The sequence below is a fragment of the Klenkia sp. PcliD-1-E genome (assembly GCF_024124375.1).
GTDB lineage: Bacteria > Actinomycetota > Actinomycetes > Mycobacteriales > Geodermatophilaceae > Klenkia.
Genome location: NZ_JAMXRZ010000001.1, coordinates 81598 through 103872 on the forward strand (window position 1 = coordinate 81598; position 22275 = coordinate 103872).

At 74.5% G+C, this 22275-nt stretch carries 27 protein-coding genes; 11 read left to right on the top strand and 16 right to left on the bottom strand.

The window, feature by feature from the left end:
* Positions 1–9: 9 nt before the first annotated feature.
* From NH342_RS00405 to NH342_RS00420, 4 genes are all read right to left on the bottom strand, one after another.
* Positions 10–795 carry a metal ABC transporter ATP-binding protein gene (locus tag NH342_RS00405; protein WP_253010116.1) on the bottom strand — a complete coding sequence of 262 codons (786 nt, stop codon included), beginning with the start codon at positions 793–795 and terminating at the stop codon, positions 10–12.
* Entirely contained in the window at positions 792–1781 is a 990-nt protein-coding gene (locus tag NH342_RS00410) for a metal ABC transporter solute-binding protein, Zn/Mn family (protein WP_253010118.1), read from the bottom strand. The genes NH342_RS00405 and NH342_RS00410 overlap by 4 nt, the downstream gene beginning before the upstream one ends.
* Positions 1782–1856: 75 nt before the next feature.
* Positions 1857–2867 (bottom strand): TIGR03617 family F420-dependent LLM class oxidoreductase, encoded by a 1011-nt coding sequence (locus tag NH342_RS00415; protein ID WP_253010120.1) that lies wholly within the window; start codon positions 2865–2867, stop codon positions 1857–1859.
* A complete protein-coding gene (locus tag NH342_RS00420; protein WP_253010122.1) occupies positions 2867–4396 on the bottom strand; it encodes an AMP-binding protein in 1530 nt (509 codons plus the stop codon). Before NH342_RS00420 ends, NH342_RS00415 begins: the two co-directional genes overlap by 1 nt.
* A 176-nt stretch (positions 4397–4572) precedes the next feature.
* On the opposite strand from NH342_RS00420, the gene NH342_RS00425 reads away from it, so the two are divergent.
* A complete protein-coding gene (locus NH342_RS00425; RefSeq protein ID WP_253010124.1) occupies positions 4573–5343 on the top strand; it encodes a TIGR03084 family metal-binding protein in 771 nt (256 codons plus the stop codon).
* The gene (locus NH342_RS00430; RefSeq protein ID WP_253010125.1) at positions 5340–6497 is read left to right on the top strand and encodes an acyl-CoA dehydrogenase family protein; all 1158 of its coding nucleotides are present in this window, start codon (positions 5340–5342) and stop codon (positions 6495–6497) included. Before NH342_RS00425 ends, NH342_RS00430 begins: the two co-directional genes overlap by 4 nt.
* A gap of 6 nt (positions 6498–6503) precedes the next feature.
* Here the strand turns inward: NH342_RS00430 and NH342_RS00435 are convergent, their stop codons facing one another.
* Entirely contained in the window at positions 6504–6671 is a 168-nt protein-coding gene (locus tag NH342_RS00435) for a hypothetical protein (protein WP_253010127.1), read from the bottom strand.
* 68 nt (positions 6672–6739) lie between these two features.
* On the opposite strand from NH342_RS00435, the gene NH342_RS00440 reads away from it, so the two are divergent.
* The gene (locus NH342_RS00440; protein WP_253010129.1) at positions 6740–7687 is read left to right on the top strand and encodes a DUF2332 domain-containing protein; all 948 of its coding nucleotides are present in this window, start codon (positions 6740–6742) and stop codon (positions 7685–7687) included.
* A gap of 65 nt (positions 7688–7752) precedes the next feature.
* On the opposite strand, the gene NH342_RS00445 is transcribed toward NH342_RS00440, so the two are convergent.
* A complete protein-coding gene (locus NH342_RS00445) occupies positions 7753–8691 on the bottom strand; it encodes a PfkB family carbohydrate kinase (RefSeq protein WP_253010131.1) in 939 nt (312 codons plus the stop codon).
* A 58-nt stretch (positions 8692–8749) separates the two neighbouring features.
* On the opposite strand from NH342_RS00445, the gene NH342_RS00450 reads away from it, so the two are divergent.
* From NH342_RS00450 to NH342_RS00460, 3 genes are read left to right on the top strand one after another with little or no spacing between them, the layout of a single operon-like run.
* Complete coding sequence (locus NH342_RS00450) at positions 8750–9091, top strand: DUF3140 domain-containing protein (protein WP_253010133.1); 342 nt, start codon at positions 8750–8752, stop codon at positions 9089–9091.
* A gap of 10 nt (positions 9092–9101) precedes the next feature.
* Positions 9102–9797 carry a methyltransferase domain-containing protein gene (locus NH342_RS00455; protein ID WP_253010135.1) on the top strand — a complete coding sequence of 232 codons (696 nt, stop codon included), beginning with the start codon at positions 9102–9104 and terminating at the stop codon, positions 9795–9797.
* A 43-nt stretch (positions 9798–9840) separates the two neighbouring features.
* Positions 9841–10869 (top strand): type III polyketide synthase, encoded by a 1029-nt coding sequence (locus NH342_RS00460; protein WP_253010137.1) that lies wholly within the window; start codon positions 9841–9843, stop codon positions 10867–10869.
* Positions 10870–11044: 175 nt separating this feature from the next.
* On the opposite strand, the gene NH342_RS00465 is transcribed toward NH342_RS00460, so the two are convergent.
* The 3 genes from NH342_RS00465 to NH342_RS00475 are packed head-to-tail and all read right to left on the bottom strand — an operon-like array spanning position 11045 to position 12508.
* Positions 11045–11572, bottom strand: a complete 528-nt coding sequence (locus NH342_RS00465; RefSeq protein WP_253010139.1) for a GNAT family N-acetyltransferase — start codon at positions 11570–11572, stop codon at positions 11045–11047.
* 5 nt (positions 11573–11577) lie between these two features.
* Positions 11578–12147 (bottom strand): NAD(P)H-dependent oxidoreductase, encoded by a 570-nt coding sequence (locus NH342_RS00470; protein WP_253010142.1) that lies wholly within the window; start codon positions 12145–12147, stop codon positions 11578–11580.
* Positions 12148–12196: 49 nt separating this feature from the next.
* Complete coding sequence (locus NH342_RS00475; protein WP_253010144.1) at positions 12197–12508, bottom strand: hypothetical protein; 312 nt, start codon at positions 12506–12508, stop codon at positions 12197–12199.
* Positions 12509–12732: 224 nt separating this feature from the next.
* Here NH342_RS00475 and NH342_RS00480 point away from each other — a divergent pair, with 224 nt between their 5' ends.
* Positions 12733–13656 carry a LysR substrate-binding domain-containing protein gene (locus tag NH342_RS00480; RefSeq protein WP_253010146.1) on the top strand — a complete coding sequence of 308 codons (924 nt, stop codon included), beginning with the start codon at positions 12733–12735 and terminating at the stop codon, positions 13654–13656.
* 33 nt (positions 13657–13689) lie between these two features.
* Here NH342_RS00480 and NH342_RS00485 read toward each other — a convergent pair whose 3' ends face one another.
* The 4 genes from NH342_RS00485 to NH342_RS00500 form a co-directional block, all read right to left on the bottom strand.
* On the bottom strand, positions 13690–14076 hold the full coding sequence (locus NH342_RS00485; protein ID WP_253010148.1) for an ATP-binding protein: 387 nt from the start codon (positions 14074–14076) through the stop codon (positions 13690–13692).
* An 801-nt stretch (positions 14077–14877) separates the two neighbouring features.
* Positions 14878–15552, bottom strand: a complete 675-nt coding sequence (locus NH342_RS00490) for a DUF899 family protein (protein WP_253010150.1) — start codon at positions 15550–15552, stop codon at positions 14878–14880.
* 114 nt (positions 15553–15666) lie between these two features.
* Positions 15667–16392, bottom strand: coding sequence for an NAD(P)-dependent oxidoreductase (locus tag NH342_RS00495; RefSeq protein WP_253010152.1), 726 nt, complete (start codon positions 16390–16392; stop codon positions 15667–15669).
* The gene (locus NH342_RS00500) at positions 16389–16880 is read right to left on the bottom strand and encodes a pyridoxamine 5'-phosphate oxidase family protein (RefSeq protein ID WP_253010154.1); all 492 of its coding nucleotides are present in this window, start codon (positions 16878–16880) and stop codon (positions 16389–16391) included. Before NH342_RS00500 ends, NH342_RS00495 begins: the two co-directional genes overlap by 4 nt.
* 97 nt (positions 16881–16977) lie before the next feature.
* On the opposite strand from NH342_RS00500, the gene NH342_RS00505 reads away from it, so the two are divergent.
* Positions 16978–17472 carry a MarR family winged helix-turn-helix transcriptional regulator gene (locus NH342_RS00505; protein WP_253010156.1) on the top strand — a complete coding sequence of 165 codons (495 nt, stop codon included), beginning with the start codon at positions 16978–16980 and terminating at the stop codon, positions 17470–17472.
* A gap of 21 nt (positions 17473–17493) precedes the next feature.
* Here the strand turns inward: NH342_RS00505 and NH342_RS00510 are convergent, their stop codons facing one another.
* On the bottom strand, positions 17494–18225 hold the full coding sequence (locus NH342_RS00510) for a hypothetical protein (RefSeq protein ID WP_253010158.1): 732 nt from the start codon (positions 18223–18225) through the stop codon (positions 17494–17496).
* A gap of 125 nt (positions 18226–18350) precedes the next feature.
* Between NH342_RS00510 and NH342_RS00515 the strand changes: the two genes are divergently transcribed.
* From NH342_RS00515 to NH342_RS00525, 3 genes are all read left to right on the top strand, one after another.
* Entirely contained in the window at positions 18351–19802 is a 1452-nt protein-coding gene (locus NH342_RS00515) for a diguanylate cyclase domain-containing protein (RefSeq protein WP_253010160.1), read from the top strand.
* Between the two features lie 215 nt (positions 19803–20017).
* A complete protein-coding gene (locus NH342_RS00520; RefSeq protein ID WP_253010162.1) occupies positions 20018–20338 on the top strand; it encodes an STAS domain-containing protein in 321 nt (106 codons plus the stop codon).
* A 19-nt stretch (positions 20339–20357) separates the two neighbouring features.
* Positions 20358–20672, top strand: coding sequence for a hypothetical protein (locus tag NH342_RS00525; RefSeq protein ID WP_253010164.1), 315 nt, complete (start codon positions 20358–20360; stop codon positions 20670–20672).
* A 166-nt stretch (positions 20673–20838) separates the two neighbouring features.
* On the opposite strand, the gene NH342_RS00530 is transcribed toward NH342_RS00525, so the two are convergent.
* Both NH342_RS00530 and NH342_RS00535 read right to left on the bottom strand, forming a co-directional pair.
* Positions 20839–21999, bottom strand: a complete 1161-nt coding sequence (locus NH342_RS00530) for a site-specific integrase (RefSeq protein ID WP_253010166.1) — start codon at positions 21997–21999, stop codon at positions 20839–20841.
* A gap of 12 nt (positions 22000–22011) precedes the next feature.
* Entirely contained in the window at positions 22012–22236 is a 225-nt protein-coding gene (locus NH342_RS00535; protein ID WP_253010168.1) for an excisionase family DNA-binding protein, read from the bottom strand.
* Positions 22237–22275 lie beyond the last annotated feature (39 nt).

Genomic DNA, 22275 nt, shown 5'->3' on the forward strand with positions numbered 1-22275 from the left:
AGGGCTCCTTCAGCCGCTGCGGGTGAACAGGTCGCCCTGTGCGGTGCGGACGACGCGCACGCGGGTGCCGTAGAGGTGGGTGAGCAGGTCCTCGGTGACGACCTCGCCGATGACGTCGTGGTGCGGGTGCCCGTCGAGCAGGTACACGGCGTCGGTGAGCACCGGCAGCAGCGGGTTGAGGTCGTGCGCGACGACCATGATGGTGACCGCGCGCTCGCGGCGGAGCTCGCCGAGCAGGGTGACGATCTCCTGGGAGTTGCGCAGGTCGAGGTTGGCCAGCGGCTCGTCGAGCAGCAGCAGGTCGGCGTCGTCGACGATGGCCTGCGCGATGGCGACCCGTTGCTGCTGGCCGCCGGACAGCTCGCTCATCCGCCGGTCGGCGTAGCCGGCCGCGCCGACCCGGCGCAGCGCGTCGTCCACCCGCGCGCGCTCGTCGGGCGTGCTGCGGTGCAGGCCGAACCGGGTGCCGGTCAGACCCAGGGCGACCAGGTCGCGGGCGCGGACGGCCTGGCCGAGCGCGGCGGTGTAGTTCTGCGGCACGTAGCCGATCCGCCGGTTGCCGCGCCGCGGCGGGGCGCCGAGCACCTCGACCCGGCCGGTGGCGGCCGGCAGCAGGCCCAGGGCCAGCTGGAAGAGGGTGGTCTTGCCCGCGCCGTTGGGGCCGATGACGCCGACGACGGCGCCGGCCGGGACGGCGAGGTCGCCCTCGTCCCAGACCACCCGGCCACCGCGGACGACGGAGACCCCGTCCAGCACGAGGGCCGGCGGGGTCTCCGAGTCAGAGCCTGGTGTCACTGCCCCCCACCGAGTGCGTCCGCGAGCTGCTGCAGCTGGCCCAGCTGCCACGCCACGAAGGAATCATCCCCGTCGGGCACCGATTCCGTGACGTCGACCACCGGGACCCCGGTGGACTCGGCGGCGGCGCGCAGCTGCTCGGGCACGCTGCCCTCGGTCTGGGTGTTGTAGACCAGCACGTCGATGCTGCCGTCGGCCAGCGCGGACTCGAAGGCGGCGACGTCGGAGGGCGACGGGTCGCTCTCGTTGCTGGCGGCGTCCCGGTAGCCCTCGGGGGTGGCGTCGGTGAGTCCGACCGCGGCCGCGGTGTAGTCGAAGACGGTCTCGGTGGCCGCGTACGTCTTGCCCGCGGCGAGGCCCTGCAGGGTGGTCAGCTCCTGGTCGTAGGGCTCCAGTGCGGTGGTGAAGGCGTCGGCCTGCTGGGTGAAGTAGTCGGCGGCCTCGGGCGAGAGCTGCTGGAGCTCGGCCGTGATGGCCTGCGCGGTCTGCTGCACGTACTCGGGGGAGTACCAGAGGTGCGGGTTGACCGACCCGCGGCCGTGGTCGTCGCCCTCCTCGTCGGAGTGCCCCTCCTCCTCGTCGGAGTGGCTGCCCTCGACGCCCACGACCTCGGCGGCGTCGACCACGGCCGGGGCGGGGTCGAGGTTCGCCACCGCGTCGGAGGCCCAGTGGTCGTAGTCGGCACCGTTGACCACGACCAGGTCGGCGTCCTCGAAGGAGGCGATGTCGCCGGTGGTCGGCTCGTAGTCGTGCGGGTCGAGGGCGGTGGAGTTGATGACCGTGGTGACGTTCGCGCAGTCACCGGCCAGCTGCTGGACGACGTCGCCCCACTGGCTGACCGAGACCACGACGTCGAGGACGTCGCCGGGGCAGTTGGCGGAGTTCGCCTCGCTGGTGGCGGTCTGGTTGGCCTGCCCGCCCCCGCAGGCGGCCAGGCCGAGGGCGGAGACGGCCAGTGCGGCCAGGACGATCGGACGGCGGGGCACAGCACGCTCCTGCTTGTTGACAATGATTCCCGGAACCAATGTCACCACACCGGTGCGGCCGCCGTCCACCCGGGGTCAGGCCAGCGCGCGCACCACCGGGTCGAGCACCTCGAGCGGCACCCCGGTGCCGGGGTAGACGCTGAACCGGTCGACCAGGCCGTCGTAGCGCTCCAGCAGCGCCGGGCCGACCGCGTCGGGCTCGGCGACGACGGCGAAGGTGCCCAGCACCTCGTCGTCCACCAGCCGGGCCATGGCCTGCCAGCGGCCGGCGTCCCGGGTGGTGGACAGCGCGTGCAGCTCGTCTCCCAGGGCGCCCCAGCCGTGCAGCTCCAGCACCGGGCGGTAGGCCGGCGTCGACCCGTAGAAGGCGATCTGCGCCCGGACGGCGTCCGCGGCCCGGGCCCGCTCGGCGTCGTCCCGGCCGGTGACGACGAAGCCCGGCAGGCTCACCTGCACCGCCGACCGGTCGCGGCCGGCGGCGTCCAGCCCCTCCTGCAGCGCCGGCAGGGTGCGCTCGCGCAGGTAGCGGGCGGTGGTGAAGGAGTGCGCGAGCAGGCCGTCGGCGGCCTCCCCGGCCAACCGGGTCATCAGCGGCCCGACCGCGGCCAGGTGCACCGGCGGTGGGCCCCACGCGTGCACCGCCGGGGTGAACATCGGCGTCATCAGGGTGTGCCGGTAGTGCTCGCCGCGGAACCGCAGCGGGGCGCCGTCGGTCCAGCTGGCCCAGATCGCGCGCAGCGCGCCCAGGTACTCCCGCATCCGGGCCGCCGGGGCCGACCAGGGCATGGAGAACCGGCGCTCGACGTGCGCCTGGATCTGGGTGCCCAGGCCGAGGATGAACCGGCCGCGGCTGTAGCGCTGCAGGTCGTAGGCGGTGTAGGCCAGGGTCATCGGCGAGCGGGCGAAGGCCACCGCGATCGCCGACCCGACCGACACCCGTGAGGTGCCCAGCGCGGCGGCGTGCAGCACCAGGAACGGGTCCTGGGCGACCTCGGAGGCCCACACGCCGGCGTAGCCGCGCTCCTCCAGGTCGCGCGCGGTCGTCGCCGCGTCGTCGGCGCTGGTCAGCGAGGCGTCGAGCAGCATCAGCGGTACATCTCGGTGAGCCGCCGCTTGACCAGCTTGCCGGCCGCGCTGCGCGGCAGCTCGGCCTGGAACTCGATCCGCCGCGGCACCTTGTAGCCGGCCAGCCGCTCCCGCGCGAACCCGATGAGGTCGGCGGCGAGGTCGGACGAGGGCTCGATGCCCTCGACCGGCTGCACCACGCCGAGCACGGCCTCGCCGAGGTCCTCGTCGGGCACCCCGATGACGGCGACGTCGGCGACGGCGGGGTGCATGACCAGGACGTCCTCGGCCTCCTGCGGGTACACGTTCACCCCGCCAGAGATGATCATGAAGGCCTTGCGGTCGGTGAGGTAGAGGTAGCCCTCGTCGTCCACCCGGCCGACGTCGCCGATCGCTGACCAGGTCGGGTGGTCGGGGTGCCGCGCGGCCGCCGTCTTCTCCGGGTCGCCGTGGTAGCTGAAGGGCATCGCGTCCCGCTCCACCCAGACCGTGCCGATCTCGCCGGGTGGGAGCTCGCGGCCCTCCTCGTCGCAGATGTGCAGCACGCCCAGGACCGCCCTGCCGACGCTGCCGGGGTGGGCCAGCCAGTCCTCCGCGCTGATGATCGTGACGCCGTTGCCCTCGGTGGAGGAGTAGTACTCCTGCAGGATCGGCCCCCACCACGCGATCATCTGCTGCTTGACCTCGACCGGGCAGGGCGCGGCGGCGTGGATGGCGACCCGCTGGCTGGACACGTCGTACCGCTCGCGGACCTCGGCGGGCAGCTTGAGCATCCGCACGAACATCGTCGGCACCCACTGGCTGTGCGTGATGCCGTACCGCTCGATGTGCGCCAGCGCGGTCTCCGCGTCGAACCGCGCAGCCATGACGACGGTGCCGCCCGAGCGGTGCTGCATGCCGCCGAAGCGCAGCGGTGCCGCGTGGTAGAGCGGTGCGGCGGAGTAGTAGACGGTGTCGGGGTCGAAGCCGTAGAGCGGGCCGAACACCGCGGTGAACACGTCGCCGGGCTCGTCGATCAGGTGGGTGGGCAGCGTGGGCAGCACGCCCTTGGGCCGGCCGGTGGTGCCCGAGCTGTAGAGCATGTCGGTGCCGGCCGGCTCGACCGCCGGCCGCTCCGGCGAGGCCGCGGCCAGCGCCGCCTCGTAGTCCTCGTAGCCCTCGACCTCGCCGCCCCAGGCCAGCGCCAGGCGCAGGTCGGGGCAGCGCCGCCGCACCTCGCGGGCCAGGGCGGCCGCTCCCGAGGAGACCACCAGCACCTGCGCGCCGCAGTCGGTGACGACGTAGGCCGCCTCGTCGGCGGTCAGGTGGTTGTTCACCCCGGTGACGTAGAGCCCCGAGCGCAGCGCCGCCCAGTAGACCTCGAAGACCTCCGGGGTGTTGTCGGCGATGAACGCGACGTGGTCGCCGACCCCGAGCCCCTGCTGCCGCAGCACGTCGGCCAGCCGGGTCGACCGCTCGTCGAGCTGGGCGTAGGTCAGCACCCGGCCGGTCTCGGCGACGACGACGGCCGGCTTGTCCGGGGTGCGGTCGGCGTGGGTGCCCGGGTACACGGCTGCTCCGTCTCGTCGGGGGTCGTGCGCAGGGGTGCTCGCCGGGATCCTGCGGTGCGACCCGGCGCACAGTCAACCCTGACTGCCCGTCCTCCGGCCCTTGACGGCGCCGTCCCTGGACCGCAGGCTGGCCCGGGAAGCGGTCAGGGCTGACTGCCCGCCGAGGAGGAGGTCGCGTGGCACTGCTGGACGGCCTGCTGGCCGACCTGGACGCCGAGGGTGCCGCCCTCGACGCCGTGGTCGCAGGCCTCGACGACCCTGGCTGGGCCACCCCCACCCCGGCCGCGGGCTGGACCGTCGCGCACCAGGTCGCGCACCTGGCCTGGACCGACGAGGTGGCCCTGCTCGCCGCCACCGACCCCGACCCGCAGCTGCCGGACCTGTCCGTGGACGCTGCCGCGGCCGAGGGGGCAGCGGTGCCCCCGGCCGAGCTGCTCGCCCGCTGGCGGGCGTCCCGCCGCTCGCTGGCGGAGGCCCTGCGCGCCGTCCCGGCCGGGGCGAAGCTGCCCTGGTACGGCCCGCCCATGGGTGCGGCGTCGATGGCCACCGCCCGGCTGATGGAGACCTGGGCGCACGGCGTCGACGTCACCGACGCCCTCGGCCTGCCGGTGTCGGCCACCGACCGGCTGCGCGCGGTCGCCCACCTCGGCGTCGTCACCCGCGGGTTCGCGTTCGGCCAGCACGGCCTGCCCGCCCCCGCCGACGACGTCCGGGTGGAGCTGACCGCGCCCTCGGGCGAGGGCGAGGGCGAGGGGTGGACCTGGGGTGACGCGGCCGCGACCGACCGGGTCGCCGGCCCGGCGCTGGACTTCTGCCTGCGGGTCACCCAGCGCCGACCCCGCACGGCGCTCGCGCTCACCGCCACCGGGCCCGTCGCCGACCGCTGGCTGGACGTCGCGCAGGCCTTCGCCGGCCGCCCGGGCGCGGGGAGCGGGAGGACCGCGTGACCCTGGACTTCGACGAGGGCGACGAGCTGCGCGACCTGCGCGCCGCGGTCGCCGACCTGGCCGGCCGGTACGGCCACCGCTGGTTCCTGGAGCAGGCCCGCACCGGCGGCACCGTGCAGGCGCTGTGGGCCGAGGCCGGGAAGGCCGGGTTGCTGGGCGTCAACCTGCCCGAGGAGCACGGCGGCGGGGGCGGCGGGATGGTCGAGCTCGCGGTGGTGCTCGAGGAGCTGGGCGCAGCCGGCTGCCCGCTGCTGATGATGGTGGTCAGCCCGGCCATCTGCGGCACGGTCATCGCCCGCTACGGCACCGCCGAGCAGCGCGACCGGTGGCTGCCCGGCATCGCCGACGGCTCGCTGACCATGGCCTTCGCCATCACCGAGCCCGACGCGGGCTCCAACAGCCACGAGATCACCACCACCGCCCGCCGCGACGGCGAGGAGTGGGTGCTGTCGGGCCAGAAGATCTGGATCAGCGGGGTGGACGTCGCCGGCGCCGTCCTCGTGGTGGCCAGGCTCGCCGACGCCGTCAAGGGGACCCTGCGGCCCGCGCTGTTCGTCGTCCCCACCGACGCCCCGGGCCTGTCGCGGACGCAGATCCCGATGGAGCTGGTCAGCCCGGACAACCAGTTCCAGCTGTTCCTCGACGACGTCCGGCTGCCCGCCGACGCCCTCGTCGGCTCACCCGACGCCGGCATCGCGCAGCTGTTCGCCGGGCTGAACCCCGAGCGGGTCATGGGCGCGGCGTACTCGCTGGGCACCGCCCGGCTGGCGCTGGACCGGGCCGCGGCCTACGCCCGCGACCGCCGGGTGTGGGGCACCCCGATCGGCGCGCACCAGGGCGTCTCGCACCCGCTCGCCGCAGCCCGGGTCGAGGTCGAGCTGGCCCGGCTGATGATGCTCAAGGCGGCCTGGCTCATCGACTCCGGCCAGGACGCCGGGACGGCGGCCAACAGCGCGAAGTACGCCGCCGCGGAGGCCGTGGTGCACGCCGTGGACGCCGCGGTGCAGACCCACGGCGGGTCCGGGCTGTCGCAGGACAACGGCATCGGGGCGCTGGTCACGGCGTCCCGGTTCTCCCGGATCGCGCCGGTCAGCCGCGAGATGGTGCTGAACTTCGTCGCCCAGCACGACCTGCAGCTGCCGCGCTCCTACTGAGGCCCCTCAGGCCCCGGTGACCCGGTTCTGCGGGTCGAGCCCGGTCTCGGCGTCGGCCTCGTCGGCGCCCTCGGCGGGGTCGTCGGGGTGCGGGGTGCGGCCGCCGTCGTCGGTGGTGGCGGGGTCGGCGCCCTCGGCGGGGTCCTCGGGGTGGATCGGTGTGGTCTCGGTCATGCCCCTCGGCCTGCCCGATCGGTGCACGCCCCAACCGTCGTCGGCCCGGCCGGGGCTAGCGTGCGGGCGTGGACCGGGACGACCTCGCCGCCCGCTACCGGCGGTTCGCCGACGTGGAGGCGGCCGTCGCCTCCCCGCAGTACGCCGCGCTGGCCCGTGCGGTCGCCGAGGACCCGCTGGTGCTCGACCTCCTGCTCGACCTGCCGCGGATCAAGCGCCAGCCCAACCTGCTGCTCGCCGTGCTGCGGCTGCTGGGCGGGGTCCCGGCCGACGGCGCGCAGCTGCACGACCGGGTCGCCGCCGACGGCGACCGCATCCGCGCGGAGATCCTGACCCGCGCCACCCAGACCAACGAGCCGGCCCGCGCCGCGTCCCTGCTGCCCGCCCTGGCCAGGGTGGAGGGCCCGCTGGCGCTGGTGGAGGTCGGCTGCTCGGCCGGCCTGCTGCTCCAGCTGGACCGCTACGGCTACCGGTACGCGACGGCGGCGGGTGAGCACCGGGTCGGCCGCCAGGACGGGCTGCTGGTCGACTGCACGGTGGACGGCGAGCTGGCCCTGCCGGCGGACGTCCCGCAGGTGGTGCACCGGGTGGGCATCGACCGGAACCCGCTGGACCCCGCCGACCCCGACACGGTCGCCTGGCTGCGGGCGCTGGTCTGGCCGGGGCCGCAGCACGACGCCCGGCTGGCCCGACTGGACCCGGCCCTGGCGCTGGCCGCGGCGCACCCGCACGAGCGGGTCACCGGCGACCTGGTCGAGGAACTGCCCGGGGTCCTGGCGGGGCTGCCGGACGGCGCGACCCCGGTGGTGCTGGCCTCGATGACGCTGGTCTACCTCGACGACGACGCCCGCGCCGGGTTCGCCGAGGCCACTGCGGGGGTGCACGTGCTGGCCGCCGAGGCACCCGGGGTGGTGGTCGACGTCCGGCCGGACCCCCACGACCGGGTCGTCGTCTCCCTCGACGGCGAGCCGCTGCACCTGGCGGCCCCCCACGGCGGGGCGATCACCCCGCTCTGAGCGCGTCCTCCTGCACCGGGGTCCGTCCTCCTGCACCAGATCCGGCGAGGGAGGACGGAGTTCGATCAACTCCCCTGATCGACGCGGGAGGCGGGGGGCAGGTCGGGCAGGGCGGCGCGCACGGCGGCGTCGTCGGGCAGGCCGCCGCGGGCACCCGGACCGGTGGTGGACAGCGCGGCGGCCACCGCGGCGTACCGCACCGCCTCGGCCAGCGACGCGCCCCGGTCCAGCGCGGTGCACAGCGCACCGTTGAAGCAGTCGCCCGCCCCGGTGGTGTCCACCGGCGTCACCGGCAGCGGCGGTTGGTGCAGGGCCGCACCCCCGGCGGGGACGACCAGCACCCCGTTGCCGCCCAGGGTGACCACCACCGACCGCGCGGCCAGCCCCCGGGCGAGCCCGGCGACCCCGGCCAGGTCGTCGGCGGCGGCACCGGCCAGGTCGGCGAGCTCGTGCTCGTTGGGCACCAGGACGTCGACCTCGGCCAGCAGGTCGGCCGGCAGCGGCTGGGCGGGGGCGGGGTTGAGGACGACGGTGCCGGTGCACGCGCGGGCGGCGGCCAGCACCGTGGGCAGCGGCGTCTCCAGCTGCAGCAGCAGCACGCCGGCGTCGGCCACGGCGGGCACCTCGACGTCCGCGGCGGACACCGCGCCGTTGGCGCCGGGCACCACCACGATCAGGTTCTCCCCGCCCTCGGCCTCCACCGGGATCGTGGCGCTCCCGGTCGGGACGCCGGGGGTGGTGTGCACCAGCGCGGTGTCCACGCCGGCGTCGCGCAGGGCGGCCAGCTGGCGGGCGCCGGCGTCGTCGTCCCCGACCCTGCCGACCATCGCGACGGCACGGCCGGTGCCGTCACCCAGCCGGCCCGCGGCGGCGGCCTGGTTGGCGCCCTTGCCGCCGGGCAGCAGCTCCACCGCCGACCCGATCACCGTCTCGCCGCGGCCGGGCAGGCGCCCGACGGTCACCACGAGGTCCTCGTTCAGGCTGCCCACGACCACGACGCTCACCCGCGGGAGCCTAGGGCGCCGCCGTTTCGGGCCCCCGGCCCGGCGGTAGGACGCCGACGTGGCCGACGACGACAAGCAGACCCGGGACGAGTTCCACGACGCGGTGAACATGACCGCCAAGGAGCTGGAGGAGTTCCTCGAGACCGACGAGTCGAAGGAGGTCGGGCAGAAGTCCGGCGGGTCGGGGGAGTCCACCGGCCACGCCTCGGGACGGCGGATCGTGGACCTGCTCGGGACGAAGGTCGCCGACCTGACCGACGACGACCACCAGCACATGCAGAAGGTGACCAGCTACGTGAAGCGGCACCTGGCGCAGGGCCCGCCGAAGGAGGACGTCGAGCACTCCCACTGGCGCTACTCGCTGATGAACTGGGGCCACGACCCGCTCAAGGACGGCTAGCGTCCCCGGCGTGCAGCGCAACGACCCCGCCCAGTACGACGAGCTCGCCGACCAGTGGTGGCAGCCCTCGGGCGGGTTCGCGATGCTGCACTGGCTGGCCGCCTCGCGCGCCGAGCACATCCCGCCCGCCGCGTCGCCGGACGCGGTGCTGGTGGACCTGGCCTGCGGCGGTGGGCTCATGGCCCCCCACGTGCAGCGGCTGGGGTACCGGCACGTCGGCGTCGACCTGGGTGCGGCCGGCCTGCGGCTGGCCCGCGACCACGGGGTCGCCGCCGTCCGGGGGTCGGTGCTCGCGGTCCCGCTGGCCGACGGGTGCGCCGACGTCGTGGTGTGCGGCGAGGTGCTCGAGCACGTCGCCGACGACGTCGCGGTGCTGGGCGAGTGCGCCCGGCTGCTCAAGCCTGGCGGGGCGCTGGTGGTCGACGCGATCGCGGACTCCCGGCTGGCCGGCCCGGTCGCGGTGACGCTGGCCGAGAAGATCCCGGGCGGTCCGCCGCCGGGCATCCACGACCCCGCTCTCTTCGTCGACCGTCGTCGGCTGCTCGCCGCCGCCGACCGGCTGAGTCTGGACCTGCGGCTGGTCGGGCTGCGGCCCTCGGTCCGCGACGTGGTGGCCTGGAAGCGGGGACGGCGGGACGGCGTGCGCATGCGGCCGATGCGGTGGAGCGGCATCCTGTTCGCCGGCTACGGCCGGAAACGGCCGTAGCCCGTACCGTCGGAGAAGTGACGCTTCCCCAGGGCCGCACCCGATGACCGCCGCCGTCGTCACCGGTTCCGGTCGGGCGCTGCCGGCGACCTACACGCAGGAGGACGTCTGGGAGGGCTTTTTCGCCCAGCACTACGCCGGGCTGCGCTCGGCGAAGCGGGTGTTCTCCGCATCGGGGGTCACTACCCGGCACGCGGTCGTGAACCCGGTGCACGAGGACATCTCGCAGTGGGGCACCGGCGCCCGGATGGCCCGCTACGTCGACGAGGCCATGCCGCTGGGCAAGCAGGCGGTCGCCGCGGCCCTGGACTCCGCGGGCCTGGCACCGGGGGACGTCGGCCTGTTCTCCGTCGTCACCTGCACCGGGTACGCCACCCCGGGCCTGGACATCCGGCTGGCCAGCGACCTGGGCATGCCCGCCGGCGTGCAGCGGCTGCTGGTCGGCCACATGGGCTGCTACGCCGCGCTGCCCGGCCTCGGCGCCGTCGGTGACTACGTGGTCGCCCGGTCCCGGCCGGCGGTGATGCTGTGCGTGGAGCTGACCAGCCTGCACGTGCAGCCCGCCCGGCACGACCTCTCGCAGGTCGTGGCGCACGCGCTGTTCAGCGACGCGGCCTCCGCCGTGGTCCTGGAGCCCGGTGCCCGCCGCGGCCTGCGGGTCGCGGCCACCGTGGCCCGCACCGACTCCTCCACCGCCGACCACATGACCTGGGACGTCACGGACCTGGGCTTCAAGATGGGCCTGTCGCCGCGGGTGCCCGACGTGCTGTCCCGGCACGTCGGCGACGTCGTGCAGGAGCTGCTGGACACCGCGGGCCTGCAGGTCGGCGATGTGGCCGGCTGGGCGGTGCACCCCGGTGGCCCGCGGATCCTGGACGTCGTCCGCGACCAGCTCGGGCTGGCCGAGGAGCAGCTGGCGCCCTCGCGGCGGGTGCTGGCCCAGCACGGCAACTGCTCGTCGGCGACGGTCCTGCTGGTGCTCGACGAGCTCGGCGACGTCGACGGACCGGTCGTGGCGATGGCTTTCGGGCCGGGCCTGACGCTCTACGCCACCCTGCTGCTGCCGGCCTGAGCACCGGGGACCGGGCGGGGGCAGGGCCCGGTAGCTGAACGGTGGTGTTCCGGTCAGCTGTGCCGATCCTGGCGGGTTCCCGTGCGGCGGGCCAGCCGCCGTGCGGCCGGTGGGACCGGTGGTGCACGACCTGGTCCCGAGCCGCGGCGGGTCGGCACGCAGCGCGACGGGCGACTCACCAGAGGCTGCCGCGCCGCCAGTCGCAGACCAGCACCCCGGTGGCGTCGACCGGCTCGACCGGCAGCACGTAGACCCACGAGTCGTCGCCGTCCACCACGCCGTCGGGGGTGAGGCAGCGCAACGGACCGGTCCAGCGGGTCCAGCCGCGCGCGTCGTAGAGGGCGGCGCCGTCCTCGCTGGCGGCCAGTGCGCCCAGCTCGAAGCCGCCCCGGACCAGCCGTTCGACCTCGGCCATCACCGCGCCCGCGATGCCCTGCCTCCGGGCGTGCGCGGCGACCGCGACCGCCTCGACGTACCCGGTGCGCAGCGTGCGGTCCCCGGCGAGCAGCTGGCGGCCGACGACGGCGGCGTGCCCGACCAGCTCGCCGTCGCGACGGGCCAGCACGTGCACCCCACCCAGGGCGTGGCCCCAGTCCTCGTCGGAGAAGTGCTCGTCGCCGGCGAAGGCGTCGTCCAGCAGTGCCCGCAGCTCCCGCCGTCCCGCCGGGGTCAGGTCGGCGGTCGGCAGGGTGCGCAGCTCCACACCGGTCAGTCTCGCGGGCCCCGCAGCTTGGCGGTCAACCGGGCGATCTCGTCGAGCATCGCGGTGGCCCCGGCCTCCAGCTCCGCGTTGCCGGTGAACACGCCGTCGTCGTCGATGAACTGCTGGAAGAACGGGATCGTGGCCGCCTCGACGACGGGGACCATGCGCAGCGCGCCCAGCACCGGCTTGAGCGCGGCCGCGGACCGGGTGCCCGCCGAGACGCCGCCGTAGGAGACCAGGCCGGCGGCCTTGTCGGCCCACTCGTGGAAGAGGAAGTCGATGGCGTTCTTCAGCCCACCGGGCATCGAGTGGTTGTACTCGGGGAACACGAAGACGAACGCGTCGGCGCGGGACACGGTCGCCGACCACGCCCTGGTGTGGTCCTTCGTGTACTGGCCCAGCCGCGGGTGGTTCGGCTCGTCGAGGACCGGGAGTCCCGCGTCGGCCAGGTCGACCAGCTCGACGTCGAAGCCGCCGTGCGCCTCCGCCTGCGCAGCCACCCAGCGGGCGACGGCGATGCCCTTGCGGCCGGGGCGGGTGCTGCCGGCGATGACCTGCAGGACGGGACGGGGCACGACGGGGCTCCTCGGGCTCGGTGGTTGAGCCTTCAAACTACTCCGCAGGTCACCGTGCCACGGTGAGCAGGGCCCCGTGGTCGCACCGGGCCCGGTCCAGGACGGGGTGCCGGGCCAGCGCCGGCAGCCCGCGCTGCCGCAGCGCCTCGTTCACCGCGACCACCAGGGCCAGCTCGTCGGACCCCCGCCAGTCGCGGTCGCCGTCCAGCCTGCGGCGGACCTCGGCCAGGGGCTCGCCACCGCCGACCTCCAGGTACAGCAGCCAGACCTGCCGCACCGTCCAGCCGCTGGCCCGCCAGGCGTCCAGGAGGTCGTCGTCCGTGCTGGGCAGGTCCGCCGTCCCCCCGGTCCGCGTGCTCACCGACGTCCCCCTCCTGTGGCGGGTGAGGACCCGCCGTCCCCGGTCCGGTGAACCTACGCAGGGCGGGGGTGCGGACGCAGCCGTCCGGGACGGCCCGCGGCATCGCGTCTCCCGGGCGGGCGGCATCGCGCCGGGCGATGAATGCATGGCGCGCAACCGTTCCGATTCGGCCCCGGGTCGGATGTGCGATGCTCGTCACGCCGGTGCGGATCTCCGGAGGTGGCGTGGACCTGCCCAGCCTGGACCTCAACCTGGTCGTCGTCCTGCAGGCCCTGCTCGAGGAGCGCAACGTCACCCGCGCGGGCAGGCGCGTGGGCCTCAGCCAGTCCGGCGCCAGCACCGCGCTGGCGCGGCTGCGCCGGCACTTCGACGACCCGGTGCTGGTGCGGGCCGAGGGCGGCTACCAGCTGACCCCGTTGGCGGTGGCCCTGCAGGCCCAGCTGGGCCCGCTGCTGCAGCAGCTGACCGACGTGGTGAACGCCCAGCCGCGCTTCGACCCCGCGACCACCCGGCGCCGGTTCGCGATCGGCTGCTCGGACTCGGTGCTCGCGGTGCTCGGACCGCGGATCTCGGCCGCGGTCGAGCGGCAGGCACCCGGGGTGGTCCTGGACTTCCGTGCCCTCGACGGCCGGCTGCTCACCGACCCGGACGCGGTGCTGCAGGACGTCGACCTGCTGATCAGCTCGCGGGGCACGGTGGCCCTGCCGGGGGTGCCCAACGCCGACCTCTACCAGGACCGATGGGTCTGCCTGGCCTGGCGCGGCAACACCGACGTGCCCGAGCAGCTGGGCCTGGACGACGTCCGGCGGGCGGGCTGGGTCATCCCGTTCCACGACGTCGTCCCGGCCACCCCGGCCGACACCGCGCTCAGCGGGCTGTCGATCGAGCGACGCTGTGCGGTGCGGTGCGAGTCCTTCGCGTCGCTGCCCCGGCTGCTGGTGGGGACAGGCCACCTCGCCCTGGTCCCGCAGCGGCTGGTGCCCCGCCCGGCGGAGGGGGACCTGCGGGAGCTGCGGATGCCGGTGGCGCTGCCGCCGATCACCCAGGCGGCCTGGTGGTACGCCGGCCGGCGCCTGGACCCCGGCCACCAGTGGCTGGTCGCCACCCTGCGCGCCGAGGCGACCGGGGTGGACCCGTTGCCAGGTTGACCGTCAGGGCGGACCCGGACGACGTCCCCGGGGTCAGCCCGCCGGACCGCTGGGCATGAGCGCCCAGACGGTCTTGCAGTCCTCGCGGGTGGTCCAGCCGCAGGACAGCGAGACGTGCGAGACCATGCCCAGGCCCATCCCGCCCTGGGCCGGGTCGCGCGTGGCCTCGGGTCGCGGCGGGTTCTCGGTGTCGCGGTCGGAGACCAGGACGAGCAACCCGTCCCGGGCTGCGCGGACCTCGACCTCGACGGGCGGTCGCCCGTGCCGCAGCCCGTTGGACATCAGCTCGTCGAGGGCGAGCACGCACTGCTCGATGCGGTCCTCGTCCAGGTCGGGCAACCCCGATGTCTCGACCGGGTCGGTGATCCGGGCCCGGAACTGCCGCCGGACGTGGGTCAGCTCCTCGAGGTCGGTCGGCATCCACGACCAGCAGGCCTCCGAGGGCGGCGGGTCCCTGCGGGTCCATGCATGCCCAGCCGACATCGTCCTGCCCCTCGTCGCGCCGCACCCCGACAGCGCAGACACCTGCCACTGCCCGGCGCGCTGCACCTGAAACGGGACCTAGGTCCTGAATCGGGACGACCGGGTTGACCCGGGTGGGCCCGGGTCGGTGGACTGAGCCATAGCGATACAGGACCGTCCATTCCCCAGGGGGGCTCGTGGTCACCACCTCCGGCGCGGCACGTCCATCCCGGGTACGGACCCAGGGACGCCTGTTGCGCCCCGACGAGCGAGCGGTCGTGGAGCGGATGGCCGAGGTGTTCCCGGGTGGGCGGAGCCTGGTCGCGGACCTGCACCTCGCGCGAGTGCGCGAGGCGGTCAGCTGGGTGGGCGAGTGCTGTGCCCGATCCGTGGTCCTGGTCGAGCACTGGGGACGGCGGGCCGGGGCAGTGGCCTTGCCGGTCCGGGGCCTGCTCCTGGACGACCGAGGTCTGGTGAACGGTGACGTCGCGGTCCTCGTCCACGGCGACGCACTGGTCGGTCTCGTCGTCAGGGGTCGGCCTGCCCGCCTCGTCCCCGCACTGCTCGACCCGGCCAGGTTGACGGTGGTCCCCGAGCCGCGGCGTCCTGCCCACCTCGGCGCGGCGTCGTCCTCGCGTGCCGGTCTGGTGCACAGCCCTGCGGTGGCGTCATCCCGCCTCCCGGGCCTCGCTGGGGGGGCGTCATCTGCGTCGGCCTGAGCAGGGCCGCGCCGACGGTCGACACGGGGCGCGCCGCACCTCACCCGTAGGTCGGGGTCTGCGGCCAGCCCTGCGGGCTGTCCTCCCAGTCCTGCTGCCGCCCGTACACCGTGCGGTCCATGATGTGGGCGGTGGGCAGGATGGCTTCGGTGCCCCGCGCCCTGGTCGTGTAGGTCAGGTAGGGCCTGCCGTCGTGCAGCAGGTAGTAGGAGTAGCCGGGGTGCAGGACCTCGGAGCCGTCCTCGGCGAGCTGGGTCCACCCCCAGTCGTGGTGGTAGGTGGTGTCGGCGGAGGACACCCAGCGGTGGTCCCAGCCCTGCCGGGCCCGCCACGCCTCGAGCTTCTCGATCGGGGCCTGGGAGACCATGGCGAAGGCGATGCCCTCGTCGGCCACGCGCTGCATGTTCGCGGGCAGGTTGTCCACCGCCCAGGTGCAGCTGGGGCAGCCCTCGTCCCAGTCGGGCCCGTACATGACGTTCTGGACCAGGAGCAGGTACCTGTCCCCGAACAGCTCGGTGAGCCGCACCGGGCCGTCGGGTCCGGTGAAGGTGTAGTCCTCGACCTCGACCATGGGCAGCCGTCGGCGGCTGGCCGAGACCCGGTCGCCGTGCCGGGTGAGCTCCTTCTCGGCTGCGACCTGGACGGCGAGGGCCGCGTCGAACGTGCTGCGGTCGACCACCGCAGGGGTGGCGGCGGGCGGGTCCAGCTCGGTCATGGCGGGTCTCCTGTCCGGACGGCGACGGGTCGGGGATCGGCGCCCCCGCGGACGAGGGCGCTGGAGTGAGGACCTGCTCCCTGCTCGGGACTCATCGGTGACGTCGCCGACCGGTCAGCGTTTCAGGACCTCGTGGTGCAGCATGTCCCACGCGCTGACCCGCAGGCCCGGGGTCGTGACGGCGGCGACCGCGCGCAGGTGGCGGTCGTCGTCGAGGTGGTCCAGCAGCATGGCCGCGAGGTCGTCGCGGGACATGACGGGGCCGTCGATGCGGGTGTCGGCGACGGCGTAGCCGGTGCCGGGGGAGTTGGTGAGCCCCGGTGGGCGGACGATGGTCCAGTCCAGGTCGCTGGCCGACACGGTTGCCTCCATCTGCTCCATGTCGTCGTAGACGGTGCGTCCGACGTGGTCGCGCATCACCGAGCGGGACAGTCGTGCCAGGGCTCCGCGCGGCTGGTGGCCGGTGTCGACCCCGCCGGAGGTGACGACGAGCAGGCGCCGCCGGTGGTGACGGGTCATGGACTCCACCAGCAGCCGGGCGCTGGTGGAGTAGACCTGCACCGGCTGCCGGGTGAAGGCGGCGCCGATGGTGCAGATGACGGCATCGGTGGCCGCGACCGCCGTGTCGACGGTGTCGGGGTCGGTGGCGTCCCCCGCGACGACGCGCAGCCGTTCGTGCCGGATCGGGAACGCCTCCGGGTGCCTGGTCAGCGCGGCCACCTCGTGCCCGCGGTCCAGGGCCTGCTGCACGACCCGGCGGCCGGTCGGGCCGTTGGCCCCCAGCACCAGCAGCCGGGGGTGCCTCGGCCCACCCGGGGGGACGGCGGGGTCGCCGGTCACAGGTCGACGGTGTCGTTGTCGATCGGGTCGCGGCGCGGGGTCCGGGTGACGGCGGCGCGCAGCGTCTGCAGGGCGTAGGACACCGTGCTGGTGGGGCCCTCCCAGTACTCGGCGCTGTCGGCCTGGATGCGGATGAGGGTCAGCCCGGGGGTGTCCAGGCCCTGCGGGAACCAGGCCTGCAGCACCTTCGTGTAGAGCTGCTCGGCCTTGGCGCGGTCGTGGACGACCTGCGCGGTGCCGGCGATGGAGGTCCAGGTGTGGTGGCCGTCGTCGGAGAAGGACACGTTCACCGACGGGGTGGCGCGCAGCTGGCGCACCTTGGCCGAGTCCTCGTGGGCGAAGAACCACAGGTCGCCGTCGAACTCGGCTTCCTGCAGGGCCATCGGCCGGCTGACGTGCGTGCCGTCGGCGGTCATGGTGGTCAGCATCGCCACCTTCGCCTTCGTGACGAGGTCGGCGATGTGCTGCTGGTTCTCGGTGCTGGTCATGGGTGCTCCCCTTCCGAGCGACTTACAGATATCTGTAAGTTACTCGCGGTCCTGGATCCGGCAACCTGGTCAGCCGACGAGGTCGAGGAGGTGCCGCGTGCAGGCGACAGGGGATGCAGACCCGGAACTGGACGAGGTGCTGGCCTGGAACCTGGTCCAGGTGGCCCGGTTCGTCGGGTACCGGATGACGCTGGACCTGGCCGGGCACGGCATCAACCCGATCCAGTTCGGGGTGCTGGCGTTCCTGTCGGTCAGCCCCGAGATGACCACCTCGCAGATCGCCCGCGCGGTGCTCGTGCGGCCGCAGAGCATGACCCCGCTGCTGGACGGCCTCGAGCAGCGCGGACTGGTGCGCCGCACCGGGACCCGGGCCCGCGGCCGGCGCAACCCGGTCCAGATCACCGACGCCGGCAGGGGCCTGCTGCGCGACGCCCGCCCGGTCGCCCGCGCCACCGGCGAGCTGCAGGACGCCGGCCTCGGCGCCGAGGAGAGCCGGCAGCTCAACCAGCTGCTGCTCAAGGTCGTGCACGCCACGCGTGATCTGCCGCGACCGGACGCGAGCCTCTACCCCGCCGACCCGGACGGGTTCTGACCCGGCACCACGCCGGACCCGTCAGCCGCGTCCACCGGCTGCGAACAGCTCGTCGGCCAGCGGGTCGTCGACCGCCTCGATGCCGATCACGTGGCCGAGGCCGTTGCGCGGTCCGCCGAGCTCGGTGGTGGAGACGCAGATCCCGGTGGCCCGGTCGAGGAGGACGAGGTGGGCGTCGGCGTAGGCGGTGGGTGCGATGCCCTCGAGACGGTCGGCGACGGCGGAGGGCAGCAGGGGGCAGCAGGCGCAGCGGGGTTCGTAGGCCGGAGCGGGGACGACCGTCGCCGCCCAGCCCGGGCGCCCGCGGTGGTCGACGGCGTGCACGTCGGTGATGGTCGTGCCGGCGGGGCCGCGCTCGGGGTCGCCGTCCGCCAGTTCGACGGGGTCCAGGCAGGCGATCCAGTGGTAGTCGCGGTAGAAGGGCGCGTCGGTGTCGAAGCGGTCGACCACCGACCGGTCGGCGACCAGGCCGTCGTCCCGGCGACGGGGTGCCGGCAGCGTCGTGGTGGGCCGTGCGGGTTCTCCGCCGCCGGCGGTGAGCACGACGGCCGAGCCCGGTGGCAGGACGCCGGCCTGCAGGAGCCGCCCGTCCAGCGTCTCCACCCGCAATGAACCAGGACGGCGCACCCAGGCCCGCACGGGCTCGGCGTCCCAGCCGCGCCGCGCGGTGTAGGTCAGCTGGACGGTGCTCCACAGCCACGGCGACGACCGCGCCAGCGCCCGGAAGTCCACCGCCGACAGCTCATCGCCCATCCCGACCCCCCGACTTCCCGTCTGCGCCGCACCGTAGTCAGGTCGGGACCTTGGTCCCGACCTGGACGGGTCGGGTGACCCGTCGGGGTGGACCCGGCATTCGTCCGCTCCAGCTGTCCTCCGCCGTGGACGTCACCCCCACCATGACCGAGGTGATGGAGTACCGGCCGTCGACGTCGACCGGCGGACGCGGCCACCTGAGGGACGGTTTCCCGTCCCTCCCCGACGGCGACCAGCTGTCGGCCGTCCTCCGGCTGGTGTCCGCGGTGAGCGGTCGGGACCGGGTCGCGGTCGTGCTGGCCGACCGGTCTGCCCTCCACTACCTCGGCACGGACGGGGGATGGGCCACGGTGGGCTGGGACGGTGCGCTCTGCGAGGCGACGGTGCTGTGCGGGAGCGTGGTGTCGGTCGCCGATGCGTCCCTGGATGCCCGGTTCGCCGGCAGCCCCTGGGTCGACGGCCGGCGCGGGACGGTGCGGGCCTACACCGGGGTGCCCCTGGTCTGCGGTGACCAGGTCGTGGGGAGCTTGTGCAGCACCAGCGGGATCCCTGGAGCCCTGCGCGACGACCAGGTCGCGGCGTTGGGGGACCTCGCCACGCTGGTGGTCGCCGTGCTGGACCGGTGGTGGGCGGCCGAGGAGCTGGCGACGGCGCACGCCGAACTGGTGCGGGCCCATGCCGACGCGGCCCGCGAGCGTGCCTTCACCCATGCCCTGCTGGAGGCCCTGCCGGTGGGCGTCGTGGCGGGCGATGCCGACCAGCGGGTGCAGCTGTTCAACCGGGTGAGCAGGCAGTGGCACGGCCAGGACACCGACCCCGGGGTGCTCCCCGAACAGCTGTCGGTGGCCTACGACCTGTTCGAGGCGGACGGGGTGACCCCGCTGGCCGAGGACCGCATCCCGCTGCTGCGGGCCTACCGCGAAGGTCGCGTCGACCATGCCGAGATCGTCATCCGACCCCACGGCCACGCCGCCCGGACGGTGGCCTGCTCGGCCACGCAGGTGCGGGACGACGACGGCGAACTGCTCGGCGCGGTGGTCGCGATGGCCGACATCACGCCGCACCGGGACCTCGAGCGCCAGTTGCGCAGCGCCGCACTGCACGACACCTTGACCGGTCTGCCGAACCGGCGGCTCCTGCAGGACCGCCTGGAGCACGCCCTGCACTCATCGGGCCGGGACCGCTCCTGGGTGGCGGTGCTCTACGTCGACCTGGACGGCTTCAAGGCCGTGAACGACCAGCACGGCCACGCGGTCGGGGACGAGGTCCTGGTGCTGGCTGCGCACCGGTTGACCGCATCGGTCCGCACGGGGGACACGGTGGCCCGGATGGGCGGGGACGAGTTCGTCGTCCTCTGCCCCGGCATCGTGCACACCGAGGAGGTCCAGACCTTGTCCCGGCGCCTGGCGACGGTCTTCTGCGAACCGCTGGTGACCTCGGCCGGGCCGCACCGGCTGAGCCTGAGCGTCGGGCACGCACTGGGCCAGGCCGACGCCGACCCCACGCGCCTGGTCGACGCCGCCGACCGGGCGATGTACCGGACGAAGAAGGCTCGGCGCGCAGCTCGAGTTCGTTGAGCCGGCGCACCCGCAATCAGGACCTGAGGCCCTGGGCGCGGGGCCGGCCGGCGCGTTGCATGGGCCCAGCACCGTCAGGTGCGCCGCAACAGGGAGGGTCCATGGGTCTGTCAGCAGGTGCGGCATCGGCGGACGGTCTCCTGGGCGGCACCGGTCGTGCTGACCCGCTCCCTCAGCACGGACGGATCCGTCACGGGGGCAACAACTCGGCGACGGTGGACACGCTCGACGGGTCCGTCGTCCTCCGGGACGGTGTGCTGTGCCTGCACGGTGAGGTCGACACCCAGCTCGTCCAGCTCTTCCAGCGCTGCCGGCCCCGGTTCGACGACGTCCGCTTCGTCGACGCCACCGGGGTCACCTTCATCGGGTGTGCCGGGTTGAGGCTGCTGGCCGCGGTCAGCCCTGCGGCCCCTGTCCGCCTCGCGGCCAGCCCCCTGGTGCTGAGGCTCGTGCACGCCGTCGGCATGCACGGCTCCTTCGAGCTCGAGCCCGCGGACCCCGCGAGCCGGCCCGCTCGGCTCGCGGCCGCCGGCTGACGACGACGGACAGCCGGACATGCCGAACTTCCGCCTCGTCGCCGACCACGGGGAGCCCGCCCAGCACTTCGGTGCCGCCGATGCAGATGCAGCCGAGTCGCACGCCCGCGAGCTGTCCACCGCGTACCCGACGGCGAAGAGGACCGGGTACCGGCTGGAGCAGGAGACCGACGGGCAGTGGCACCTCGTCCGTGTCTGGCTACCGCGCCGCGTCGCCTACTACCCCGGAGGGGCGGACACCATGGTCCCGCCCGGTGTGGAACCCGCCGGACCGCTGGCCGAAGGCCACCGCCAGCGGTCCGCTCCTGGTGGCTCGCCCGGTCCCTGTTCCTAGGCCGGCTCCGGGCGTGGGCCCCGCCCACGATCGGCGGGCTCTGCGTGGAGCGGGTGACGAGAATCGAACTCGCACTGTCAGCTTGGGAAGGACCAGTGCGGCGCACAAAAGCCCAGCTCAGAGGGCCTGTTTTTGCTTGTCACCCCGCGCGTGACCTAAGAATGACCTAGCGCCTGGGCCCGGGACGGTTCGTCGGCCTGCTTCGGCGAGTGGTTGGAGGCGGGGGCGGCGGTGGCTTGATCCGGGCCTCGAGGGCGCGAGCGATCTCGGCGTCGCGGTCGTCGTTGGCGTGCTGGTAGATCAGCGCGGCGTCCGGGCTGGCATGGCCGAGCCGGCGCATCAGCTCCTTCGTGCTCGCCCCGGCCGCGGCGGCGAGGGTGGCGCCGGTGTGCCGCAGCTCGTGCAGCCGGACCGGTCCGAGCCCGACGGCGTCGGCGGCGCGGCGGAAGGTCTTGCCGAAGTTGGCCACGCTGAGGAACCCGCCGCTGCGGGTGCCGAACACGAGCGCGTCCGGGGTGTCCGGCACGTAGCGGTCCATGTGCTTGAGCAGAGCGATGCGGACGCTGGTCGGCAGGGCGACGGTGCGGTGCCCGGCCTCGGTCTTGGGCTCACCGACGACCCAGCGGCCGTCGTAGTAGCGCACGGCCCGTTCGATCCGTAGCCGTTCCCCTCCGTCCAGGACGTCAGACCGGCGCAGGGCGGCTGCTTCGCCGAACCGGAGCCCGGCGAAGGTGAGGACCAGGACGAGCGCGCTGTACCGGTCGGTGCGGGTGGACCGGCCGAGGTGGTCGGCGACGGCGGTGGCCTCGGCGGCGGTCAGCGCGCGGGACGGGCGTGCTGCCTTGGGGGTGGACGCGCCGCGCAGCTTGCACGGGTTGGCCGGGATGGCGTCGTCGGCGACGGCGACACCCAGGACGGCGCGCAGGAGGCGGTAGCTCTGGGCGAGCACGGCCGGCCCCGTGGTGGCGGCCGCGGTGGTGTGCCAGCTGCGCACCATCGCCGGGGTGACATCACCGACCTCGACGCCTGTCCAGCGGTCGGCGAGGTGCAACCGCCACAGGTTGGCGTAGAGCACCCGGGTCGAGTCGCGCAGGTCCTGACGCTTCAGATAGTCGGCGGCAAACTCATCGACCGTGCGGCGAGCGCCTTCGGGTGCCCGCCACATGCGGCGGACGGCGTCGGTCTGCTGGGTGGCCAGCCAGACCCGGGCGTCGGCTTTGGTGGGGAACGTGGCCGACCGGCGCTTGCCGTCCGGCCCGGTGCAGCGGGCACGCCACTTGCCCGACTCCATCTTGTCGATGGCGCCGAAAGACGCGCGGGAGGCCATCGCGGCCGGCCATCAGACCGCGGTGGAGGACGGGCCCGTCGAGCGCACGGTCCCGGCATCCAGGTAGGTGTCGAGGTCGGACTGCCAGAAGCGCAGCGAGCGGCCGGCCTTGGTGTGGGTCAGCCGGCGCTCGGCGACCAGTCGGTACACCAGCCGGCGGCCGCAGCGCAGGTAGGCGGCGGCGCTGTCGATGTCGTGCAAATGGTCAGTGGTCCGGTTGTTCGAGGTGCTGGTCACGGTTGTCTCCCTGCGCTCGTCGACGCCCGGCTGTCACGC

Bases quoted from the DNA above. Each gene is read 5' to 3' on its own strand.
- NH342_RS00510 (WP_253010158.1), bottom strand. From the start codon at position 18,225: ATGGGCGATGAGCTGTCGGCGGTGGACTTCCGGGCGCTGGCGCGGTCG.
- NH342_RS00500 (WP_253010154.1), bottom strand. From the start codon at position 16,880: ATGACCAGCACCGAGAACCAGCAGCACATCGCCGACCTCGTCACGAAG.
- NH342_RS00415 (WP_253010120.1), bottom strand. From the start codon at position 2,867: ATGCTGCTCGACGCCTCGCTGACCAGCGCCGACGACGCGGCGACGACC.
- NH342_RS00530 (WP_253010166.1), bottom strand. From the start codon at position 21,999: ATGGCCTCCCGCGCGTCTTTCGGCGCCATCGACAAGATGGAGTCGGGC.
- NH342_RS00490 (WP_253010150.1), bottom strand. From the start codon at position 15,552: ATGACCGAGCTGGACCCGCCCGCCGCCACCCCTGCGGTGGTCGACCGC.
- NH342_RS00460 (WP_253010137.1), top strand. From the start codon at position 9,841: ATGACCGCCGCCGTCGTCACCGGTTCCGGTCGGGCGCTGCCGGCGACC.
- NH342_RS00485 (WP_253010148.1), bottom strand. From the start codon at position 14,076: ATGCCGACCGACCTCGAGGAGCTGACCCACGTCCGGCGGCAGTTCCGG.
- NH342_RS00525 (WP_253010164.1), top strand. From the start codon at position 20,358: ATGCCGAACTTCCGCCTCGTCGCCGACCACGGGGAGCCCGCCCAGCAC.
- NH342_RS00435 (WP_253010127.1), bottom strand. From the start codon at position 6,671: ATGACCGAGACCACACCGATCCACCCCGAGGACCCCGCCGAGGGCGCC.